Origin of the sequence: Streptomyces sp. 2-1, from assembly GCF_048564895.1 — a bacterium.
Classification (GTDB): Bacteria; Actinomycetota; Actinomycetes; order Streptomycetales; family Streptomycetaceae; genus Streptomyces; species Streptomyces phaeochromogenes.
The window spans coordinates 9,135,724-9,157,504 of sequence record NZ_CP183383.1 but is presented as its reverse complement, the minus strand read 5'-3'; the positions used below and the strand labels follow the sequence as shown (position 1 = coordinate 9,157,504).

The window sequence follows — 21,781 nt, the reverse complement described above, 5'->3', positions numbered from 1 at the left end:
CTGCCGAAGCTGGGAAGAAGTTGCGCACGAATTGCTGACTACTTCTTCCACTCAGAGGACAAAGCGAGTTGGAGCGGTGGCCACGCGCGGAAGGACACAGCAGGATGGGCACCCTGTGCTCCGGGCTGCCGTGGCCCGGGGCGGGAGAGGGGGAAACTCATGATCCTGGTGACGGGTGCCACGGGGAACGTCGGCGCCGGTGTGGTGCGAGCGGTGGCCGCCGCGGGTGAGCCGGTGCGGGCGATGAGCCGTTCGGGCGAGGGGGCCGGGCTGCCCCAGGGCGCCGAGGGGGTGGCCGGCGATCTGAACCGCCCGGAGACCGTACGGGAGGCTCTCGACGGGGTGCGGGCCCTGTTCCTGATGCCCGGGTACGAGGGGCAGCGGGCCGTCCTCGCCGACGCGCGGGCGGCAGGTGTCGAGCGGGTCGTGCTGCTGTCCGGAAAGTCGGCGGCGGTCGACGACGGCAACGCGGTCACCCGCTATCTGCGGGCGGCGGAGGACGGGGTGCGCGAGTCCGGGCTCGCCTGGACCTTACTGCGGCCCGTGAGCTTCATGTCCAACGCGGTGTCGCTCGCCGACCAGATACGCAAGGGCGACGAGGTGCACGTGCCGTTCCCCGATGTCCGTACGGCGGACATCGATCCGTACGACATAGCCCAGGTCGCCGCCCGGGCTCTCCTGTCGCCCGAACACGCGGGCCACGCCTACACCCTGACGGGGCCTCAGTCGCTGCTGCCCGCCGACAAGATCGCCGTCCTCGGTGAGGTGCTGGGCCGCGAGCTGCGTACCGTCGGACTCACCGACGAGGAGGCCCGCGAGGCGCTGGGGGCGGCCTTCCCGGCTCCGTACGCCCAGGCGTTCCTCCGCTTCTTCGCCGACGGGATCCTGGACGAGTCACAGGTCCTGCCCACGGTCGAGGAGGTCACGGGCCAACCACCACGCACGTTCCGCCAGTGGGCGACGGAACACGCGAACGCGTTCTGACGGGCAGGCTCCGGCCCCGCAAAGGGCGCGGGGAACTGCGCGCAAGGCCACGCCGCCTCCAGTGGGCACTCAGTCGCGAGGGCGGGCGTGGTAGGTCCGGCGCGTGTGCTCCGTGTGGGTGCGCATGACCTCGGTCGCGCGCTGCTCGTCACGGGCGGCGATCGCGGCGATCAGGTCGCGGTGCTCGATCCAGGACTGGTGGCCGCGCTGCCGGGCGACCGGCGTGTAGTACCAGCGGACCCGCCGGTCGACCTGGGCGGCCAGTTCGGCGAGGACCGTGTTGCCGGCGAGCTCCATGACCTTCGCGTGGAAGCGGGCGTTCATCGCGACGGCCCCGTCCACGTCGTCGGCGCCGACCGCTTCCTCGCCCTGGGCGCACAGCTCCTCGAGGGCGGCGATGCCCGCCGTGCCCGTGTTGGCCGCCGCGAGCCGGGCGGCCTCGGCCTCCAACAGCGTGCGCACCGTGAGGAGTTGGTCCGCCTCGGCCTCCGTCGGCTCGTGCACGAAGGCGCCCTGGGCGGGCCGCAGATCGACCCATCCCTCGGTGTTCAGCCGCTGCAGCGCCTCGCGCACGGGCTGCCGGGAGACCCCGAGGTGCCCCGCCAACTCGCTCTCGACCAGATGCTGGCCGGGCTGCAGGGCACGTGTCGTGATCAGTTCGAGCAGCGCTTCGTAGACACGGTCCCGGAGCGGACCGGGCCGTTCGAGCTTGGGCACCGACCCCTGCGGCAGTCCGGTCGACAACATCGCGGTCCCCCTCCTGGGCAGCGGCGGCGTGCGCGCCGGCAGCACGGCAGCCTCAAAGCCAGTATCAATTGTCTTTCGTCTACAGTCTACGGCGCACAATGGCCAGGCCGGAGGGGAGTTGGCCTCGTCACACGCCCGTCGCGAGGGGCTCGTTCGACGGCGTACGCGCACGTCACGGGCAGCGGATGACCTGTCCCGCGTACGAGAGGTTGCCGCCGAAGCCGAAGAGCAGGACCGGGTCGCCGGTGGAGATCTCGCCTCGTTCGACGAGCTTGGACAGGGCGATCGGGATGCTGGCGGCGGAGGTGTTGCCCGACTCGGTGACATCGCGCGCGACGACCGCGTTCACGGCGCCGATCTTCGCGGCGAGGGGCTCGATGATGCGCAGGTTGGCCTGGTGAAGCACGACCGCGGCAAGGTCCTCGGGGGTCAGACCGGCGCGCTCGCAGGCCGCGCGCGCGAGGGACGGGAGCTTGGTGGTCGCCCAGCGGTAGACGCTCTGGCCCTCCTGCGCGAACCGCGAGGGGGTGCCCTCGATGCGGACCGCGTGCCCCATCTCGGGCACCGAGCCCCACAGCACGGGCCCGATGGCGGGCTCCTCGGCGGCCTCGACGACGGCGGCGCCCGCCCCGTCCCCGACGAGCACACAGGTCGTACGGTCCGTCCAGTCGGCCACGTCGGACATCTTGTCGGCGCCGATGACCAGCACCCGGGTCGCGGCACCCGCGCGTACGGCATGGTCGGCGGTGGCCAGTGCGTGCGTGAAGCCCGCGCAGACGACGTTGACGTCCATGGCGGCGGGCGACGGGATGCCGAGGCGGGCGGCGACCCGGGCGGCCATGTTCGGCGACTTGTCGACGGCGGTGGAGGTGGCCACCAGGACGAAGTCGATGTCGTCGGGGGCGAGGCCGGCGGCCGCCAGGGCCTTGGCCGCCGCGTGCGCGGCCAGCTCGTCGACCGGTTCGTCGGGGCCCGCGATGTGCCGCGTACGGATGCCCACCCGGCTCGTGATCCACTCGTCGCTGGTGTCGACCAGTTCCGCCAGGTCCTCGTTGGTGAGGATCCTGGCGGGCTGGTAGTGGCCGACAGCGGCGATGCGTGAGCCGTTCATGGGCGGTCCCCTTGGTTGCCTGGGTAACGGGACTCACCAGTCTGATCAGGTACTCACGGGTACGAGGGCACGTAATGCCACAGGATTGGTGTGCCACCCTTGTCGGCTTCTGTCAGGCCCTCGGACACCCGAACACCTACCCTGTGAACAATTGGGTGGCCTTCTGCACCAGCTCGTACAGACCATAGGCCAGCGGAGCGCCCACCCAGAGCCAGGCGAAGGCGATCAACGGACGACGGTCTGGCGCGCTGCCCTCAGGCGGACTGCTGTCGCTCGTGGACATCGGGGGCCTCCCTCTGGGCGGGGATGTGATGGCGGGCGTTGACCGGGCGGACGAGTTCGTTGGCGACGAAGCCGACCACGAGCAGCCCGATCATGATGATCAGTGACACTCCGTAGAGGGACGCTCCGGATTTGCCGGCTTCCTCCTGCCGGTCCGCGATCCAGTTGACGATGAGTGGTCCGAGGACTCCGGCGGTCGACCAGGCGGTGAGCAGCCGCCCGTGGATCGCGCCGACCTGGTAGGTCCCGAAGAGGTCCTTGAGGTAGGCGGGGATGGTCGCGAAGCCGCCTCCGTAGAAGGAGAGGATCACCAGGGCGCAGCAGATGAACAGCGGCTTCGAGGAGTCCCCGACCCAGGCGATGAGGGCGTACATCAGCGCGCCGACACCCAGGTAGACGCGGTAGATGTTCTTGCGCCCGATCAGGTCGGACGTCGACGACCAGCCGATACGGCCCGCCATGTTCGCCGCCGAGAGCAGCGCGACGAACCCGGCCGCCGCCGACACCGAGACGGGTGTGGAGGTGTCCGAGAAGAAGTCCGTGATCATCGGGGCGGCCTTCTCCAGGATGCCGATGCCCGCGGTCACGTTCATGCAGAGCACCACCCACAGGCACCAGAACTGCGGGGTGCGTATGGCGCTGTTCGCGGAGACCTGTACGCCCTGGAGTGGCGCCGGAGTGCCGTCGGCAGCGGTCTTCGTGGGGCGCGGCACGCGGACCAGGAACACGCCGAGGGACATGAAGAGGGCGTACGTCAGTCCGTGCACGAGGAAGGCCTGGGCGATGCCGGAGCTGTCGGAGCCGAAGGACTCCAGCATCTGCGCTGACCACGGCGAGGCGATGAGCGCGCCGCCGCCGAAGCCCATGATGGCGATGCCGGTGGCCATGCCGGGCCTGTCCGGGAACCACTTGATGAGCGTGGAGACGGGCGAGATGTAGCCGATGCCCAGGCCGATGCCGCCGACGAAGCCGTAGCCGAAGACGATCAGCCAGTACTGCTCGGTGGCGGCGCCGAGCGCGGAGATCAGGAAGCCCGACGAGAAGCAGATCAGGGCGACCGTCATCGCCCAGCGCGGCCCGTTGCGCTCGACGAGTGTGCCGCCGAACGCGGCGGACAGGCCGAGCATCACGATGCCGAGCTGGAAGGGCAGGGCGCTCTGGGTGCCGCTGAGGTCGAGCGCGGACTCCAGGGACGGCTTGAACACGGACCAGGCGTAGGCCTGTCCGATGGAGAGGTGGACCGACAGGGCCGCGGGCGGGACCAGCCAGCGGCTCCAGCCCGGTGGGGCTACAGGGGGACTCATGATCCCGGACGATAGGAACCGGTCGGCCGGTTGGGAAGACGGCCACACGAACGCGTATCCCGTGTGCGGTGAACGGTATGCCGTGCGCGACGAACGGTCGGTTCGGTCCGACGAACGGCATTCGGGCGCCGCGCCATCGGAACGTGGCCGAACTCGACTGCTCCACCAAGGGTGTTCGGGGCGCGACGCTCAGCGAACCCCCGGGCCGTGTTCGGCGATACCCGGTGGAGCCCCCGAGCCTGTCGCAGGTGCTGCGCGAACCCTTGCTGCCCCAACTCCCATACTGTAGACAATATTCAGTCGACATGGTTCAACGCTGTTCAGCGTCTCCTCGGTACCCTCGACCGAACGGAGCCCCCAAGTGAAAGTGGCAGTTCTCGGCGCCGGTGCTATCGGCGCCTACGTCGGTGCCGCGCTGCATCGCGCGGGTGCCGATGTGCACCTCATCGCCCGTGGACCGCATCTCGCGGCCATGAGGCAGCACGGAGTGCGAGTGCTCAGCCCGCGCGGCGACTTCACCTCGCGGACGCACGCCACCGACGACCCGGCCGAGGTCGGCCCGGTCGACTTCGTCTTCCTGGGCCTGAAGGCCAACTTGTACGCGGCGTGCGGGCCGCTCATCGAGCCTCTCCTGAACGACACGACAGCGGTGATCGCCGCTCAGAACGGCATCCCCTGGTGGTACTTCCACCGGCACGGCGGCCCGCACGACGGCCACCGGGTCGAGAGCGTGGACCCGGGCGGCGCGGTCAGTGCGGTGATCGCGCCCGAACGGGCCATCGGCTGCGTCGTCTACGCGGCGACCGAGCTGGAAGGACCGGGAGTCGTCCGCCACTTGGAAGGCACCCGGTTCTCCATCGGGGAGCCCGACCGCTCGGTCTCGACGCGCTGTGCGGCGTTCAGCGAGGCCATGGTCGCGGGCGGACTCAAGTGCCCCGTCGAGCCGGACCTGCGCAACGACATCTGGCTCAAGCTGCTCGGCAACATCTCCTTCAACCCCATCAGCGCCCTGGCCCGCGCGACCATGCGGCAGATGTGCCTGCACGGCGGTACGCGCCGGGTCATCGAGATCATGATGACCGAGACGCTCGCGGTCGCCGAGGCGCTGGGCTGCGAGGTGGGCGTCTCCATCGAACGGCGGCTGGCCGGCGCGGAGCGCGTCGGCGACCACCGCACCTCGACGCTCCAGGACCTGGAACGCGGCAAACCGCTCGAACTCGACGTGCTGCTCGCCGCCGTCGTCGAACTCGCGGAGATCACCGACGTCCCGGTGCCCACGCTCCGTACCGTCCACGCCATCTCGGACCTCCTCGCCCTGAGGACAGCCGCATGAGGACAGCCGCATGAGGACCGCCATCAGCACCCGCATGAGGACCGTGAGGACCACCGCATGAGGAAGCGCGACCGAACTCCCAAGACCTACACCCGACTCGAGTATCCGCTGGTCCGCGACTCGCGCGACGAGCCCTTCCGCAGGGCGAGTTGGGACGAGGCCCTGGACCGCGCCGCCCGTGGCCTCGGCGCGGCACGCGACGCGTTCGGCATGTTCTCCTGCGCCCGCGCGACCAACGAGATGAACTACGTGGCCCAGAAGTTCGCCCGCGTGGTCATGGGCACCAACAACGTCGACTCCTGCAACCGGACCTGCCACGCGCCCAGCGTGGCGGGCCTGTCGGCCGCCTTCGGATCCGGCGGCGGCACCTCCTCGTACGCCGAGGTCGAGCACAGCGACCTCATCGTGATGTGGGGTTCCAACGCCCGTTTCGCGCACCCGATCTTCTTCCATCACGTCCTGAAGGGCATCAGGAACGGCGCCCGGATGTACGCGGTCGACCCGCGCCGCACGTCCACGGCCGAGTGGGCGGAGAGCTGGCTCGGGCTGAACGTCGGCACGGACATCCCGATGGCGCACGCGATCGGCCGCGAGATCATCCGGGCGGGGCTGGCCAACGACGCGTTCATCGAGCGGGCGACCACCGGCTTCGAGGAGTACAAGCAACTCGTAGAGCCCTGGACGCTGTCCCTCGCCGAGAAGGTGACGGGCGTACCGGCCGCCGCGATAAGGGAGTTGGCGCACGCCTACGCCCGCGCCGAGCGAGCCCAGCTGTGCTGGACGCTCGGCATCACCGAGCACCACAACGGCACGGACAACGTCCGCGCGCTCATCAACCTGTCGCTCCTGACGGGCCATGTGGGCCGGTTCGGCTCCGGGCTGCAGCCCCTGCGCGGGCAGAACAACGTGCAGGGCGGCGGCGACATGGGCGCCATCCCGAACCGGCTGCCCGGCTTCCAGGACATCCTCGACCCGGACACCCGGCTGAAGTTCGAGTCCGCCTGGGACACCGTCATCCAGCCCCACTACGGGATGAACCTCACCGAGATGTTCGAGGCCATGGAGGAGGGCGCGCTCAAGGCCGTCTACTGCATCGGGGAGAACCCGGCGCAGTCGGAGGCCGACAGCGAGCAGGCGATACGGCGTATGCGGGCCCTCGACTTCCTCGTCGTCCAGGACATCTTCCTGACGAAGACGGCCGAGCTCGCGGACGTCGTCCTGCCCGCGACGGCCGGCTGGGCAGAGACCGAGGGCACGACCACCAACAGCGAGCGGCGCGTTCAGCGGGTGCGCCGGGCGGTGGTCCCGCCCGGTGAGGCCCGCGAGGACATCGACATCCTCTGCGACCTCGCCTCCCGAATGGGCCACGAGTGGAAGTACGCGGACTCCGAGGCCGTGTGGAACGAGCTGCGGTCGGTGTCCCCTGACCACTTCGGGATGACGTACGAGCGGCTGGAGGAGCACCAGGGCATCCAGTGGCCGTGCCCGGAGACGGACCGGCTCGAACCGACCTATCTGCACGGGCGGTTGTGGGCGTCCGACCCGGCCGAGCGCGGCCGGCTCGCGCCTTTCGGGCTGGTCCAGCACGACCCGCCCGTCGACCTGACGGACGAGCAGTACCCGATCCGCCTGACCACCGGGCGACGGCTCGACTCGTACAACACCGGGGTGCAGAGCGGCGGTTTCGCTTCGCCGCTGCGGCGCGGTGAGTACGTGGAGCTGTGCCCGGAGGACGCGGAGCGCTACGGCGTGGTGGTCGGCGAGGAGGTCCGGATCTCCTCGCGGCGCGGGGCGGTGGTGGCGCCGGTGTGGGTCGACACCGCGCTGCGGCCCGGGCTCGCGTTCATGACCATGCACTTTCCCGACGAGGTGGACACGAACCAGCTGACGATCGAGGCCAATTGCCCGATCGCGGGGACGGCGGAGTTCAAGGCGTCGGCGATCCGGATCGACAAGCTGCCGGTTGCTATTCAAGTGAGGTGATGTGTGGTGGACCTGCGCTTCGGTGACAGCAAACCGACGGACGAGGAGCGGGCGGCGGTCGACGCACTGCTCGGTCCTCCGGAGTCTTCGTGGGAGGGCGCCGACCGTTCCGACGCCGACCTGAGGTGGGCACGCGGCGGGCGTGAGGCCCGGGAACGCCGTGACCTGCTGTTGCCGGGGCTGCACGCCGTCAACGACCGGATCGGCTGGATCAGCGAGGGCGCCCTCGACTACCTCTGCCGACGGCTGACCGTGCCGCCGGCGGAGGCCTACGGGGTCGCCACCTTCTACGCGATGTTCTCGGTCAAGCCGCGGCCCGCGACGGTCCTGCACGTGTGCACGGACCTCGCGTGCGCGGCGGCGGGGGCATCGGAACTGTGCGCGGGCGTCGAGGCCAGGCTCGGCCTGGGCAGCGGCGTGAGCGTCGAGCGCAGCCCGTGCCTCGGTCTGTGCGAGCGGGCTCCGGCCGCGCTGGCGATCAAGGCCGGGGATCCGGTGCGTACGGCCGTGTCGGCGCCCGCGACCGTCGAGCGGGCCGTGCTCGCGGCGAGCGCGCCCGACTCGGCGCCAGAGGAGCCGCCGGCGGCCCTGGCGGTACCCCAGGCGGGCCGGGCGGGCCGTGAGGAGCTCGTGCTGCTGAGCCGCGTCGGCGTGGTCGACCCGGCCTCGCTGGACGACTACCGGGCGCACGGCGGCTACACGGCCCTGCGGCAGGCCTTCGCGATCGGCCCCGCCGGGGTCATCCGCGAGGTCACCGACGCGGGCCTGGTCGGGCGCGGCGGCGCCGCCTTCCCCACCGGCCGCAAATGGCAGGCCACGGCGTCGCAGCCCGACCATCCGCACTACCTCGTCTGCAACGCCGACGAGTCCGAGCCGGGCACCTTCAAGGACCGCGTGGTCATGGAGGGCGACCCGTACTCCCTCGTGGAGGCGATGACGATCGCGGGCTACGCGGTCGGGGCGCACAAGGGCTATCTGTATCTGCGCGGCGAGTACCCGCGGGCACTGGAACGCATGGAGCACGCCATCGGGCAGGCACGCGCGCGTGGGCTGCTCGGCGACGACGTCCTCGGCCAGGGGTACGCCTTCGACATCGAGATCCGGCGCGGCGCGGGCGCGTACATCTGCGGCGAGGAGACCGCTCTCTTCAACTCCATAGAGGGGTACAGAGGAGAGCCCCGGTCGAAACCGCCCTTCCCCGTAGAGAAGGGTTTGTTCGGCAAACCCACTGCCGAGAACAACGTCGAGACGCTGGTCAACGTGCTGCCCATCCTCACGATGGGGTCGCAGGCGTACGCGGCGATCGGCACCGGGAAATCCACGGGACCGAAGCTGTTCTGTGTGTCGGGCAGCGTGGACCGGCCCGGCATCTACGAGCTGCCGTTCGGCGCGACGCTCGGCGAGCTGCTGGACCTCGCGGGCGTACGTAAACGTTTGCGCGCGGTGCTGCTGGGCGGCGCTGCCGGTGGTTTCGTACGGCCCGACGAGCTGGACATCCCGCTCACCTTCGAGGGGACGCGGGAGGCGGGCGCGACGCTCGGCTCCGGGGTCGTGCTGGCCTTCGACGACACCGTGCCGCTGCCGCGTCTGCTGCTGCGGATCGCCGAGTTCTTCCGCGACGAGTCCTGCGGGCAGTGCGTGCCGTGCCGGGTCGGGACCGTGCGCCAGGAGGAGGCGCTGCACCGCATCGTCGAGCGGACGGGCGCGGACGCGGCGTCCGACATCGCCCTGCTCCGCGAGGTGGGCCGCGCCATGAAGGACGCCTCGATCTGCGGTCTCGGGCAGACCGCGTGGAACGCCGTGGAATCCGCCATCGACCGCCTGGGGGCGTACGAATGACCTTGATACCGCTGGGGATCCCCCGCCGTCTGCTGGAGTTCACGATCGACGGTGAGCCCGTGCGGGCCCCGGAGGGGTCGACGATCCTCGACGCCTGCCGGTCGGTGGGCAAGGACGTCCCGACCCTCTGCCAAGGGGACACGCTCACCCCCAAGAACGCGTGCCGCGTCTGCGTCGTCGAGGTCGAGGGCGCACGCACCCTCGTCCCGGCGTGCTCCCGAAAGGCCGAGGCGGGCATGCAGGTGCGGACGGACAGCGAGCGCGCCCGGCACAGCCGCAAGATCGTCCTCGAACTCCTCGCGTCCTCGGTCGACCTGTCGACCACACCGGAGGTCGCCGGGTGGCTCAAGGAGTACGAGGCGAAGCCCGACCGCTTCGGCCCGGACGCGGCCCGTCTCAACGAGGAGCCGAAGGTCGACAACGACCTGTACGTGCGCGACTACGACAAGTGCATCCTCTGCTACAAGTGCGTGGACGCCTGCGGCGACCAGTGGCAGAACACCTTCGCGATCTCGGTCACCGGGCGCGGCTTCGACGCCCGGATCGCCGTCGAGCACGACGCGCCGCTCACCGACTCGGCGTGCGTGTACTGCGGCAACTGCATCGAGGTGTGCCCGACGGGCGCGCTGTCGTTCAAGTCGGAGTTCGACATGCGGGCGGCGGGTACGTGGGACGAGCCGGCGCAGACCGAGACGACCACGGTGTGCGCCTACTGCGGAGTGGGCTGCAACCTCACCCTGCACGTGCAGGACAATGAGATCGTGAAGGTCACCTCGCCGCACGACAACCCGGTGACCCACGGCAACCTCTGCATCAAGGGCCGCTTCGGCTACCAGCACGTACAGAACCGGGACTGATCAGGACATGGGACGAGTCACGGAACGACGCAAGGTGATCCGCATCCGGGACGGGGCGGTCTCCACCCGCCCGGACACGCTCGTCGCCGAGGAGCCACTGGAGATCCGCCTCAACGGCAAACCCCTCGCGATCACGATGCGCACCCCGGGCGACGACTTCGCGCTCGCGGCGGGCTTCCTGGTCAGCGAGGGGGTGCTGGGCGCGGCCGAGGAGCTGCAGAACATCGTCTACTGCGCGGGCGCCACGGTGGACGGCTCGAACACGTACAACATCGTCGACGTGCGGACCGCGCCCGGCGTCGTCATCCCCGACATCACCCTCGAACGCAACGTGTACACGACCTCGTCCTGCGGCCTGTGCGGCAAGGCGAGCCTGGACGCGGTCCGTACGACCGCCCGCTGGTCGATCGACGACACGGCGGGCGACACGGCTCCCCCGGTGCGGCTCGAACCCGAACTGCTCGCGAGCCTCCCCGACCGGCTGCGCGCGGCGCAGCGCGTGTTCGACCGGACCGGGGGTCTGCACGCGGCGGCGCTGTTCACGGAGGACGGCGAACTCGTCGACATCCGGGAGGACGTGGGCCGGCACAACGCGGTCGACAAGCTGGTCGGCCGCGCCCTCCAGAACGGCTCGCTGCCGCTCTCCCGCACGATCCTGCTCGTCTCGGGCCGGGCCTCCTTCGAGCTGGCCCAGAAGGCCGTGATGGCGGGCATCCCGTTCCTCGCGGCCGTCTCGGCGCCGTCCTCGCTCGCGGTGGACCTGGCCGCCGAGTCGAACCTGACGCTGGTCGGCTTCCTGCGGGGCACCTCCATGAACGTGTACGCGGGCGAGCACCGCATCGCCCTGCGGGCCACGGCCTCCCAGGGCTGACCGGTCTCCCCGCTGCACGGCGGCGGGGCCCCCATCCGGCGGGGAGCGCCCCCTGCGCCGGAGGGGGCCCGCTGTTCATCGGCGCTCGGTTCGCCTCCGGGGCGCGAAGCCTGTACCGAGAGCCCACTCGCGGGCGAGCAGCCGGCCCGCACCCCGTTCACGCCCCGGCGAACCGCACCTCGGAAGCCGCAACGACCGTGCCCAGGCGCGGGAAGTCCAGCTTCACCGAGGCCTCGTGTTCGGGGCCCGTGAGGGCGGCCATGGCGTTCTCGACGAAGACGAGGTCGTAGCCGAGGTCGCCTGCGGCGCGGGCGGTGGACTCGACGCCGAGGTTGGTGGCGATTCCGCCGAACACCAGTGTGGAGATGCCGTGTTCGCGGAGCCGCTCGTGCAGCCCCGTGCCCTGGAAGCCGCCGATGGTCCGCTTCACGATCTCGATGTCACCCTCCGCCGCGAGCCCCGCGACCAGACCGCTGCCGGGCGGCTGCTCGTGGACACCGGGCCGCTCCACACGCACGAGGACGACGAGCGCGCCCACCTGCCGGAAGGCGGACGCCAACTCCTCGGCGACGGCGAGGACTTCGGTCCCCTTGTGGGGCTCCAGGGGCAGTCCGACGATGCGGTCCATCAGATCGACCAGCACGAGGGCGGTGTGTGCGGGGTCGAGGGCCAGGCGGGGTTCCATGTCCGGTGCGTTCATGACGGAACGTTAGCCCGCATCAGCCGTCCGTACCGGAAATCCGGATCAACAGGCCCGTGAACTGCTCGGGTTGGACCCCTTCCCCGCCAACCGGTGGTACAGCCGGGTATGACGCTCCGTCAGCACCCGTCCGGAGGTACGACCGGGGCGGGCGCGTACCCCGGAGGCACTTGCCTCGTTGCTCCGGACAACCTCGAACGGGCCCCGTACGCACGGCCCGTCGTCCAGGTAGGAGGCAGTTACTTGGATGCCGGCACCACCCTGCTCGGCTCGTTACTTGCCTGCGCGGGCGTGCTGGGCGCGGCCGTCGTGGCGTATTTGGGGAAGCGGGGCGAGAACGCCCTGAACGGTTACTCGAGCCTGACCGAGAAGCTCCAGTCCGAGCGCGACCGGCTGGAGCGCCAGATCGCCGAACGTGACACGCGCATCGACGAGTTGTCGACGATGCACACCGCCGACCAGTCGGAGATCGCCCGTCTGCGACTCGACATCCACCGACTGGGAGGAGCGCCGTGACCCGGTTCCAGCGGCTGCTTGCCCCGCGCTGGCGCAGCATCTTCCTCGTCTGCGTGCTGATCGCGCTGTGCGGCATCGCGGTCATCCTGTGGGCCCGGATCGACGCCGGTGACCGCAGGGCCGACGATCTGCGCGCCGAGGCGGACCGGCGCGGCGAGGCCGTGTCGACGCTGGCGCAGGACGTACGCGATCTGCGCGCCCAGGTCGAGGCCGGCGGCGGCACCCCGGCCGCACCCGATCCGTCCGACGCCGTGGACGACCTGCTCGACCGGGTGCGTGTGCCGGCCGCCGCCCCCGGCTCGCCCGGCGCCAAGGGCGACCGGGGCGCGACCGGAGCGGGCGGTGCACCCGGTCCCGGCGGTCAGCGCGGACCGCGCGGCGAGAGCGGGCCGCCCGGACCGTCGGGCTCGCCGGGCCCTGCCGGGCCCTCCGGAGAGCCCGGCGAGCCGGGTCCCGCGGGCGTCGACGGCCTGAACGGGGCGAACGGCACGGACGGAGCAGGAGGGCCTGCCGGGCCGCCCGGTTCCGACGGCTCGCAGGGCTATCAGGGGCCGAAGGGTGATCCCGGCCCCAAGGGCGAGAAGGGGGAGCCGGGCGACCCCGGGGCCCCGTGCCCGGACGGCTACAGCCTCCAGGCCCCCGCCGGCGACCCGGACGCGCTGGTCTGCCGCCGAGGCGGCGGGGCCGCCCCAGCCCCCGAACCCGCGGGACTTCTCCCGGTGCCACCGCCGCTGCTCCGACGGAGGGAACTCGCCTAGCCCGGCCCGCGTGGTCACCCGACCGCGGCAGCGGGTGTTCCACAGTCTCCGGGCGGGCTCCGAGGACCACGGAACGGAACCCGCCCGACCGCCGGAACGCGAACCGCCCGACCGCCGAGGGGAGGCGCGCACCACCAAGCGGCACCGATCCCTCGTCCGCCGTGCGCCAACTTCCCCCGGCACGACCCGTGCACGCTTCTTGTGGGGTGCCTGAGAGCCCAAGTAGCGTCTGTGGCGCGCACGTTGGACGTGGGATGTCCAGATGTCCAGACCTATCTTGATGTCCTGACGTATCCAGATGTCCAGACGCATGAAGGGCAGGTCGCACCATGCCGTCAAGCATTCGCGCACGTCTCAGATCCACTGCTCGCGCAGGCCTCGATCCCACCGCTCGCACACGCCTCGGCGCCACCCTGACAGCGGTCCTCGTCTCGACCGCGCTGCTCGGGCTGCCGGGCACCGCGCACGCCCAACCGGCCGCCGGGCCCGCCGAATCCACGAGGTCCGGCGCGTCTTCCCTGTCCTCCACGTCATCGGCCTCGGTGGCCTCCGCGTCATCGGCGGCCACCGGGTTCGAGCAACAGGTGCTCTTCAAGGCCTCCCAGGATCCCGGTTACGCCTGCTACCGCATCCCGGCCGTCGTGAAGACCACGAAGGGGACGCTCCTCGCGTTCGCCGAGGGCCGGGTGAACGACTGCAGCGACGCCGGTGACATAGACATCGTGCTCAAGCGCTCCACCGACGGCGGTCGCACCTGGGGCCCCCTCCAGGTCGTCAACGAGGGCGCGGGCGACACGCACGGCAACCCCGCCCCGATCGTGGACCGCGAGACCGGCCGCGTCGTACTGGCGGAGACGTACAACACGGGCCGTACGGACGGCCGCAACTGCGATGTGCCGTGCGACCGCACCCCGCACATGCAGCACAGCGACGACGACGGCCGCACCTGGTCCGAGCCGCGCGACCTCAGCGACGAGATCCTGCCCGCCCACTGGAACTCCTGGTACGCGACCGGTCCCGTCCACGGCATCCAGCTGACCCGGGGCAGGCACGCGGGCCGGCTGGTCTTCGGGGTCAACACCGAGACGTGGAACGGCAGTCGGGTGAGCGCCAACCACGCCGCGCTCATCGTCAGCGACGACGGCGGCGACCACTGGCGGATCGGGGCGAGCGACTCGTGGCCGATCGCGGACGACGGCACGTTCCGGCAGAAGCCGTCCGAGATGACGATGACCGAGGGCGCCGACGGGACGATCCTCGTCAGCGGCCGCGAGCAGGACGGCACCGATCTCGGGCACCGCACGCAGGCGTTCAGCCGCGACGGCGGCGACAGCTTCACCTCGCCCTTCCGTGCGCTCCCGGACCTCTACACGCCCCAGGTGCAGGGCTCCACACTGCGGTTGGGCAACCGGATCCTGCTCGCCTGCCCCGGTGACCCGGACCGCCGCCGCACGATGATGGTCCGCTCCTCCTACGACGGCGGGCGCACCTGGGACAGCGTGGACCGGGGCACGGTCGTCACCACGGACTGGTCCGGCTACTCGGACATGGTGGGCATCGGTGGCAGCACGGTGGGCCTGATGTACGAGGGCGGCGCCGTGGACGCGCGCGACGAGATCCGGTTCGCGCGGTTCACCGAGGACTGGTTGCAGCCCCGCCGCGGCCCGGACCCGACCACCGCCGACCGTGCCCCGCACGCAGCCCGCGCAGCGGTCCTCGGCGGGGCCGGGGAGACGGACGGCGTGTTCGGCGGCGCCCTCGAGTTCGACGGCACCGACGACGCCGTACGCCTGCCCTACCGTGACCAACTGCCGCTCGGGACGAAGGACTTCACCGCGTCGCTGTGGTTCCGCTACACCGCCACCACCGGTGAGCAGCCCCTGCTGTGGATGGGCGGGGTCGGCGGCACCCAGCCGCAGGTGTGGCTGCGCGGCGAACCCGCGAGCGGGCGCCTCCAGGGCCTGATCACGGTGCGGGACGGCGCGAGCGCCCCGCGGTCCGCGTCCGTGCGCACGACCGGCGCGTACAACGACGGGCAGTGGCACCATCTGGCGCTGCGGCGCGGCGGAGGACAGCTCACGCTGTTCATCGACGGGACCGCGATCAGCACAGCGGACGTGCCGGGTTCCGTGAGCCGCAACTCGCCGTTCGGAGTGCACATCGGTCAGAAGCTGGACAGCCGGGCGCACTTCACCGGCGCGATCGACGACGTCCGGGTCTACGACCGGGCGCTGAGCGACGCCGAGTTGACCGGCGTCCGCACGACGAACGCGCCTGTGACCCGGGACACCGTGCTGTGGCTGCCCATGGACCGGGTGGGCGGCAGCCACTAACGTCCCGGGCGTGCCCGACGACGCACGAGCACGACAGCGAACGGGGACCGGGCTGGGCCTGCTCCTGGCCCTGGTCCTCGGCGCCGTGCTGCTCACCGCCCTCCCGGAGGACGACGACCGGGAGGGCGCCTGCCGGGCCCGTACGGTCGCCTCCTGGGCCGCGGACCGGGACCTCACGGGCGAGTTCGCGCGGTACGGGGACGACGCCTCGCGGGCCGACGACTGGACCGGCGGCGACGGCACGCACTCGGTGCGGCTGCCGGACGGCCGGGTGCTGTGGCTGTTCTCGGACACGTATCTCGGCCAGGTGTACCGGCCGCCGAACCCGGCGGGCGAGTCCTACGCGTGGCGGGACACGACCGCGCCCCTGGTGCGCAACTCGGCCGTGGTCATGGAGGACGGCCGTCTCCAACGCACGCTGCCCGCACCGCTGTTCGCGGACCCGGCCCCGGGCCAGTGGCGCTGGCCGGTGGCCGCCCGCGTCGAGCCCCGCTCCCCCGGCTCGTCCGAGCAGGTCGTACGGGTCGTGCTGTGGACGCGTACGACCGGCACGTACCCCTGGATCTACGGGGTGCCGACGGCCACCGAGGTGGCCACGCTCTCGCTGCCCGACCTGCGGCTCGAAGGCATTGTGCGGGTCCTCGACCAGCAGCGGGTCCAGGACCCGGCGCAGCGGGTGCTGTTCGGCACGACCGCGCTGACCGACGACGGGGACTGGACGTACGTCTTCGGCGGCGACGACGCGCGGGCCGCTGCCCAGCCCGCGTCGAAGGCGTACGTCGCACGGGTGCCCCGGGGCCGCCTGGCGGATCCCGGCGCGTGGCGGTACTGGGACGGCGAGCGGTGGACCATCCCCTCGCTCATGAAGCCCGTGCTGGGCGACGGCGGACGCAAGGGGGTGGGCAGTGCCTTCACGGTCGCCCGGGACGGGGGCACCTATGTGCTGTTCACGATGGCGGCGGGCGCCGAGGGGCTGACGACCATCACCTCGTACTGGGCGTGCTCCCCCACCGGGCCCTGGCACGGGCCCGGCAAGGGTTTCAGCCCGCCGCTGCCGGAGCAGCGGGCGGGCGTGGCCGCGTACAACCCGCAGCTCCATCCGACGGTGAGCCGGGGCAGGCTCGTGCTCAGCTACGACGTCAACTGGCTGGACGCGAACGGCGGTGTCGCGGCGCAGGCGAACCTCAGCCGGAACGTGTCCCTGTACCGACCGCGATTCGTGACTCTGCGGCTGGGACCGGGCTGACGGGCTGCTCCGCCTCGGGGTCGCGGGAGCGGCGTTTGGCGATGACCGCGCAGACCATGAGCTGCATCTGATGGAAGAGCATCAGCGGCAGGACGGCCAGCGAGGCGTGGGCGCCGAACAGCACGCTCGCCATGGGCAGTCCGGACGCCAGGGACTTCTTCGACCCGGCGAACTGGATGGCGATGCGGTCCTCGCGGTTGAAGCCGAGCGCCTTCGAGCCGTACCAGGTGAGCGCCAGCATCACGGCGAGCAGCACGGCCTCGACCGCGAGCAGACCGCCCAGGCGCAGCGGGCTGACCTGGTGCCAGATGCCCTGCACCATGCCCTCGCTGAACGCTGTATAGACGACGAGCAGGATCGAGCCGCGGTCGACGTATCCGAGGACCTTCTTGTGTCGCGTGATGAAGCCGCCGATCCAGCGCCGCAGCAACTGCCCGGCCAGGAACGGCACCAGCAGCTGGAGCACGATCTTGAGCAGCGAGTCGGCGCTGAACCCGCCCCCGCTGCTGCCGAGAAGGGCCGCGGCGAGCAGCGGGGTGAGCACGATGCCCACGAGGGAGGAGAAGGAGCCCGCGCAGATCGCGGCGGGAACGTTTCCGCGCGCCATCGAGGTGAAGGCGATCGAGGACTGGACCGTGGACGGGACCAGGGTGAGGAAGAGCAGACCGGTGTAGAGCGAGTGGTTCAGGATCACCGGTTCGAGGCCGCGGGCCGCCAGCCCGAGCAGCGGGAACAGCACGAACGTGCAGGCCAGGACCGTGATGTGGAGCCGCCAGTGCCGTACGCCGTCCATCGCCTCGCGGGTGGACAGGCGGGCCCCGTAAAGGAAGAAGAGGAAGGCGATCGCCGCGGTGGAGGCGCCGGACGCGACCTCGGCTCCGGTCCCCCGGGCAGGCAGAAGGGCGGCGAGCCCCACCGTCCCGAGCAGTAGCAGGATGTACGGGTCGATCGGCAGCCAGGACGGCCACTTCAGGCGTTTCACGGTGCTCCGTTGCTCAGTCGATCAGTCGGTTCAATGCCGGCGGTGCGCTGCCGGCGGTTCAGTGCCAGCTCGTGCCCTCTCCATCGTCCTCCGCGGACCCTTGATCGGGAATCCGGCATACCACTCTGACTGTCATCACGAATCGCGATAGCCTGTGGGTGTGTACGACCCTTCGCAGCTGCGTACGTTCCTGGCGGTGGCCCAGACGCTGAGCTTCACGCAGGCGGCCCGGCGGCTCGGGCTGCGCCAGTCCACGGTCAGCCAGCATGTGCGGCGTCTGGAGGACACCGCCGGGCGGCAGCTGTTCACGCGGGACACCCACTCCGTGGAGCTGACGGAGGACGGCGAGGCGATGCTCGGTTTCGCGCGCCGGATCCTGGAGGCGCACGAGCAGGCGGCGGCGTTCTTCACGGGGACGCGGCTGCGTGGCCGGCTGCGCTTCGGCGCCTCGGAGGACTTCGTCCTCACCCGCCTCACCGAGATCCTGGAGGGCTTCCGTCACGACCATCCGGAGGTCGACCTGGAGCTGACGGTCGAGCTCTCGGGCACCCTGCACGAGCAACTGGCCGACGGAAAGCTCGACCTGGTGCTGGCCAAGCGCCGCCCCGAGGACCCGCGCGGCGAACTGGTCTGGCACGACCGCCTGGTCTGGATCGGCGCGGAGCGGCTCCGCCTGGACCCCGAGCGTCCGGTCCCGCTGATCGTGTACCCGCCGCCGGGCATCACCCGCGCCCTGGCCCTGGAGGCGCTGGAACGGCAGGGCCGGGCCTGGCGCATCGCCTGCACCAGCGGCAGCCTCAACGGCCTCATCGCGGCCGCCCGGGCGGGCCTCGGCGTCATGGCCCACTCCCGCGGCCTCATCCCACCGGGGCTCGTCCGCGTCCCCGACCGCGCCGGCCTCCCCGAACTGGGCGAGGTCGACTTCGTCCTCGTACACGCCAAACGCCACACGGCGGCGAAGGGGGCGGCGGACGCGTTGGCGACGTCGATCCTGGCGGGCGGCGACCGCCTGTACAGGGGCGCCGCTTAGCCGCTTGGGGGGCGCCGGGCCGTCACATCATGGGCTTCGCCGCGTGGGCGCGAGCAGCCCCCACCGACCCGCGGATCACACGCGCCCCAAGCGGAGCGCTACCGCGTCCGCTGCTGATACGTCAGCTGCTTGACCCGCCGCAGGAACGGCGACGTCTCCACATGCTGCACGCCCTCGAGCCGCCCGAGCTTCCCACTCACATACGCGTAGAGCGCGGCGGTGTCCCGCGCCACGACCGAGGCGACCAGATTGGACGGACCGGCGGTCGCCGCCGCATGGGCGATCTCCTCGTGCTCGGCCAGCGCACTCCCCACCTCGTCCATCGCCCCCGGCGCCGCCGTGATCCACAGGATGGCCCCGACGGAGAACCCGACCAGGGCGGTGTCGTACTCGATGTCGACGAACAGCGCGCCGGAGCCGAGCAGTTGACCGAGCCGCCGCTTGACGGCGGACTCCGACCGCCCGGTGGCCCGCTGCAACTCCGGGTACGTGGCACGGCCGTCCCGTTCGAGGGCGGCGACCAGCGGCTCGTCCTCGGGAGTGATCCTCGCGGGCCCGGCATCGGGAACCGGCGCCGGCCGCAGCGCGGCGACCTGCTCACCGGTGAGCGGCCCGTGCTTGGCCAGCCAGCCCACCGGGCCGCCGAAGAACGTGTGCAGCAGTTGGAAGGCCCGGATCTCCACGATGTGCGGCGTCCGCGGAAGCTTGCCGAGCAGCAGGTCGTCCTGGTCGCCCGCGGTACGCGGCCGGGTCATGCAGACGACCTCCGTGCCGCCCGAGGTGAGGCCGATCCAGGCCGTGTCGGGGCGGCGCGCCAGGGCGTTGGCGATGGTCTCGGCGCCGTCCGGCGCGCAGCGCAGCCGGAGAATCCAGTCCTCCCGGCCGAGCTTCCTGTTGTTGCGTACGGCGACGACCCGCAGCCCGCCGTCGGAGAGCAGCCTGCGGAAGCGGCGGGCCACGGTCTGGTCCGAGACGCCGAGGACGGCGGCGATGCGGCTGAAGGGGGCGCGGGCGTCGATCTCCAGCGCGTGGAGGAGTTCCAAGTCGAGCGTGTCGAAGGTGGGGGATTCCATCGGTGGACCGCGTTTCCGTGTCGGTATCTGCCGTCATTTCGTCGCCGGTCACCTGGATCGTCCGGCGGCGTTCCATCGTACGAGGAAGCACGGCGCGTACGAGGAACGCGGGGCGCGGCTCGCCCGGCGCGTGCCGTGGGACGACGAGGAGTTGTTGAGGATGCGTACATGGGGACCGCTGACGGCGGTCTGTCTGGGCACGTTCATGCTGCTGCTGGACGTGACGATCGTGATCGTGGCGCTGCCCGACATCGCGCGGGCGCTGGACGCCTCGCTGAGCGATCTGCAGTGGGTCGTCGACGGGTACGCGCTGGCGCTGGCCGCGCTGCTGCTCGCGGCGGGCGCGGCGGCCGACGTGCTGGGCCGGCGCCGGGTACATGTGGCTGGTGTCGTGCTGTTCGCGGCGGCCTCGCTGTGGTGCGGGCTCGCCTCCGGGCCGGGGATGCTGATGGCGGCGCGCGGGGTGCAGGGGGTGGGCGCGGCCGCGATGTTCGCGACGACGCTGCCGCTCCTTGGCTCGGTGTACCAGGGACGGCAGCGGTCGGCCGCGCTCGGCGTGTGGGGCGCGGTGAGCGGTTCCGCGGCCGCGGTCGGGCCGCTGGTCGGCGGGCTGCTCGCCGAGGGGCCCGGCTGGCGGTGGATCTTCTTCGTCAACCTGCCGGTGAGCGTGGCCTCGGTGTGGCTGACCCTGCGGGTGGTGCCCGAGTCGCGCGGCCCGCGGGAGATGCGGGTGGACTGGGCGGGTACGGCGACGTTCGCGTGCTTCGCGGGGGCGACGACGTACGCGACGGTGCGGGCGGGATCGGACGGCTGGACGTCGACGCCCACCCTCGTGTCGTACGGACTCGCGGCGTTCTCGCTGCTCTGCTTCGTCCTCGCCGAGCGGCGGGCGGCCCATCCGCTGCTGGATCTCGCGCTGCTGCGCAGGCCGGCGTTCGTGGGCGTGATGCTGGGCGCGCTGGCCTTCAACGCGGCGGCCTTCGGCGTGATCCCGTATCTCTCGATCTGGCTGCAGACGCTGGAGGGGATGAGCCCGGTGCAGGGCGGTCTTGTGCTGCTGCCGCTGACCGGGGCCTCGGTCGTCGCGTCGGTGCTGGTCGGCAAGCTGCTGCACGGCGTCCCGGCGCGGATCACCGTCGGCGGCGGGCTGCTGCTCATCGGGGCCGGCATGTTCTGCCAGGCCGTGCTCGACGCGGGCACCATCTGGACGGTCCTCGTGCCGGGTCTGGTCCTGGTGGGCCTCGGTACGGGTCTGGTGGCGCCGACGCTCGCGGGCGCCGCGCTGGCCACCGTACGGCCCGAACGCGCGGGCATGGCGGGCGGCGCGGTCAACACCTCCCGGCAGCTCGGGTACGCGCTCGGCGTCGCCGTCTTCGGCACGGTCCTCACGTCCCGGATGCGGGACACCCTCCCGCACGAGGCCGCCCACACCCTCGCGGGCGGCGGCGCGGAGGCACTGCGGGGCACCTTCTCCTCCCACACCCTCCACGCGGCCTTCGCCTCGGGCCTGAACACGGCAGCCGTGGTGGCAGGTGTGACGGGAACGCTGGCAGGCGCACTGATCCTGGGGCTGGTGCGCGCACCTCGCCCGCCCCGGCAGACCCCGCCGCTCGACAGCCCGGCCCCGGAGGAGAGGGTTCCGGCACCGCGCCCGTAGGGGCGCGGGGCGTCGTAAGTGGGACGTACAGATTCCGTGGAGATTACGGGTCCGAAACTTACGTAAGAGTAAGGATTCTGTCCCGGCCAGCACCATTGTGGCCGTATTTCAACTGTTGACCAGTGCGTACGCCCGCCCTCACACGGATTCGGCGCCCCTCCCGCCGAGGAGCATG

The 21,781-nt window shown here is 71.4% G+C and carries 19 protein-coding genes; 12 read left to right on the top strand and 7 right to left on the bottom strand.

What is annotated here, in order from left to right; genetic code table 11:
• Positions 1 to 159 precede the first annotated feature (159 nt).
• Positions 160 to 984 carry an NAD(P)H-binding protein gene (locus tag ACN20J_RS40195; RefSeq protein ID WP_419667827.1) on the top strand — a complete coding sequence of 275 codons (825 nt, stop codon included), beginning with the start codon at positions 160 to 162 and terminating at the stop codon, positions 982 to 984.
• Positions 985 to 1,053: 69 nt separating this feature from the next.
• Here the strand turns inward: ACN20J_RS40195 and ACN20J_RS40190 are convergent, their stop codons facing one another.
• From ACN20J_RS40190 to ACN20J_RS40175, 4 genes are all read right to left on the bottom strand, one after another.
• Positions 1,054 to 1,731 (bottom strand): GntR family transcriptional regulator, encoded by a 678-nt coding sequence (locus ACN20J_RS40190; protein WP_143640890.1) that lies wholly within the window; start codon positions 1,729 to 1,731, stop codon positions 1,054 to 1,056.
• A 172-nt stretch (positions 1,732 to 1,903) separates the two neighbouring features.
• Positions 1,904 to 2,842, bottom strand: coding sequence for a beta-ketoacyl-ACP synthase III (locus ACN20J_RS40185; protein ID WP_190227215.1), 939 nt, complete (start codon positions 2,840 to 2,842; stop codon positions 1,904 to 1,906).
• A 136-nt stretch (positions 2,843 to 2,978) separates the two neighbouring features.
• Positions 2,979 to 3,125 carry an MFS transporter small subunit gene (locus tag ACN20J_RS40180; protein ID WP_419667826.1) on the bottom strand — a complete coding sequence of 49 codons (147 nt, stop codon included), beginning with the start codon at positions 3,123 to 3,125 and terminating at the stop codon, positions 2,979 to 2,981.
• A complete protein-coding gene (locus ACN20J_RS40175) occupies positions 3,097 to 4,428 on the bottom strand; it encodes an OFA family MFS transporter (RefSeq protein ID WP_361918639.1) in 1,332 nt (443 codons plus the stop codon). The genes ACN20J_RS40180 and ACN20J_RS40175 overlap by 29 nt, the downstream gene beginning before the upstream one ends.
• A 361-nt stretch (positions 4,429 to 4,789) precedes the next feature.
• On the opposite strand from ACN20J_RS40175, the gene ACN20J_RS40170 reads away from it, so the two are divergent.
• From ACN20J_RS40170 to fdhD, 5 genes are read left to right on the top strand one after another with little or no spacing between them, the layout of a single operon-like run.
• On the top strand, positions 4,790 to 5,761 hold the full coding sequence (locus ACN20J_RS40170) for a 2-dehydropantoate 2-reductase (RefSeq protein ID WP_419667825.1): 972 nt from the start codon (positions 4,790 to 4,792) through the stop codon (positions 5,759 to 5,761).
• A gap of 57 nt (positions 5,762 to 5,818) precedes the next feature.
• Positions 5,819 to 7,744 (top strand): molybdopterin oxidoreductase family protein, encoded by a 1,926-nt coding sequence (locus ACN20J_RS40165; protein ID WP_419667824.1) that lies wholly within the window; start codon positions 5,819 to 5,821, stop codon positions 7,742 to 7,744.
• A 6-nt stretch (positions 7,745 to 7,750) separates the two neighbouring features.
• Positions 7,751 to 9,583, top strand: a complete 1,833-nt coding sequence (locus tag ACN20J_RS40160) for an NAD(P)H-dependent oxidoreductase subunit E (RefSeq protein WP_419669043.1) — start codon at positions 7,751 to 7,753, stop codon at positions 9,581 to 9,583.
• Entirely contained in the window at positions 9,580 to 10,440 is an 861-nt protein-coding gene (locus ACN20J_RS40155) for a 2Fe-2S iron-sulfur cluster-binding protein (protein WP_189840974.1), read from the top strand. The genes ACN20J_RS40160 and ACN20J_RS40155 overlap by 4 nt, the downstream gene beginning before the upstream one ends.
• Before the next feature lie 7 nt (positions 10,441 to 10,447).
• Positions 10,448 to 11,311 carry a formate dehydrogenase accessory sulfurtransferase FdhD gene (gene fdhD / locus ACN20J_RS40150; protein ID WP_361892538.1) on the top strand — a complete coding sequence of 288 codons (864 nt, stop codon included), beginning with the start codon at positions 10,448 to 10,450 and terminating at the stop codon, positions 11,309 to 11,311.
• 157 nt (positions 11,312 to 11,468) lie between these two features.
• Here the strand turns inward: fdhD and ACN20J_RS40145 are convergent, their stop codons facing one another.
• The gene (locus ACN20J_RS40145; protein WP_361892735.1) at positions 11,469 to 11,996 is read right to left on the bottom strand and encodes an isochorismatase family protein; all 528 of its coding nucleotides are present in this window, start codon (positions 11,994 to 11,996) and stop codon (positions 11,469 to 11,471) included.
• A 258-nt stretch (positions 11,997 to 12,254) separates the two neighbouring features.
• On the opposite strand from ACN20J_RS40145, the gene ACN20J_RS40140 reads away from it, so the two are divergent.
• From ACN20J_RS40140 to ACN20J_RS40125, 4 genes are all read left to right on the top strand, one after another.
• Positions 12,255 to 12,527 (top strand): hypothetical protein, encoded by a 273-nt coding sequence (locus ACN20J_RS40140; RefSeq protein ID WP_055616762.1) that lies wholly within the window; start codon positions 12,255 to 12,257, stop codon positions 12,525 to 12,527.
• The gene (locus tag ACN20J_RS40135; protein ID WP_419667823.1) at positions 12,524 to 13,285 is read left to right on the top strand and encodes a collagen-like protein; all 762 of its coding nucleotides are present in this window, start codon (positions 12,524 to 12,526) and stop codon (positions 13,283 to 13,285) included. The genes ACN20J_RS40140 and ACN20J_RS40135 overlap by 4 nt, the downstream gene beginning before the upstream one ends.
• Positions 13,286 to 13,614: 329 nt before the next feature.
• Positions 13,615 to 15,618, top strand: a complete 2,004-nt coding sequence (locus ACN20J_RS40130; RefSeq protein ID WP_419667822.1) for an exo-alpha-sialidase — start codon at positions 13,615 to 13,617, stop codon at positions 15,616 to 15,618.
• Between the two features lie 10 nt (positions 15,619 to 15,628).
• Entirely contained in the window at positions 15,629 to 16,864 is a 1,236-nt protein-coding gene (locus ACN20J_RS40125) for a DUF4185 domain-containing protein (RefSeq protein ID WP_419667821.1), read from the top strand.
• On the opposite strand, the gene ACN20J_RS40120 is transcribed toward ACN20J_RS40125, so the two are convergent.
• Complete coding sequence (locus ACN20J_RS40120) at positions 16,803 to 17,846, bottom strand: bile acid:sodium symporter family protein (RefSeq protein ID WP_419667820.1); 1,044 nt, start codon at positions 17,844 to 17,846, stop codon at positions 16,803 to 16,805. The genes ACN20J_RS40125 and ACN20J_RS40120 overlap by 62 nt on opposite strands.
• 160 nt (positions 17,847 to 18,006) lie before the next feature.
• Between ACN20J_RS40120 and ACN20J_RS40115 the strand changes: the two genes are divergently transcribed.
• A complete protein-coding gene (locus ACN20J_RS40115; RefSeq protein ID WP_189840968.1) occupies positions 18,007 to 18,876 on the top strand; it encodes a LysR substrate-binding domain-containing protein in 870 nt (289 codons plus the stop codon).
• A gap of 98 nt (positions 18,877 to 18,974) precedes the next feature.
• On the opposite strand, the gene ACN20J_RS40110 is transcribed toward ACN20J_RS40115, so the two are convergent.
• On the bottom strand, positions 18,975 to 19,949 hold the full coding sequence (locus tag ACN20J_RS40110) for an Lrp/AsnC family transcriptional regulator (RefSeq protein ID WP_364189914.1): 975 nt from the start codon (positions 19,947 to 19,949) through the stop codon (positions 18,975 to 18,977).
• 160 nt (positions 19,950 to 20,109) lie between these two features.
• Between ACN20J_RS40110 and ACN20J_RS40105 the strand changes: the two genes are divergently transcribed.
• Entirely contained in the window at positions 20,110 to 21,606 is a 1,497-nt protein-coding gene (locus tag ACN20J_RS40105; RefSeq protein WP_419669042.1) for an MFS transporter, read from the top strand.
• The last annotated feature ends 175 nt before the right edge of the window (positions 21,607 to 21,781 follow it).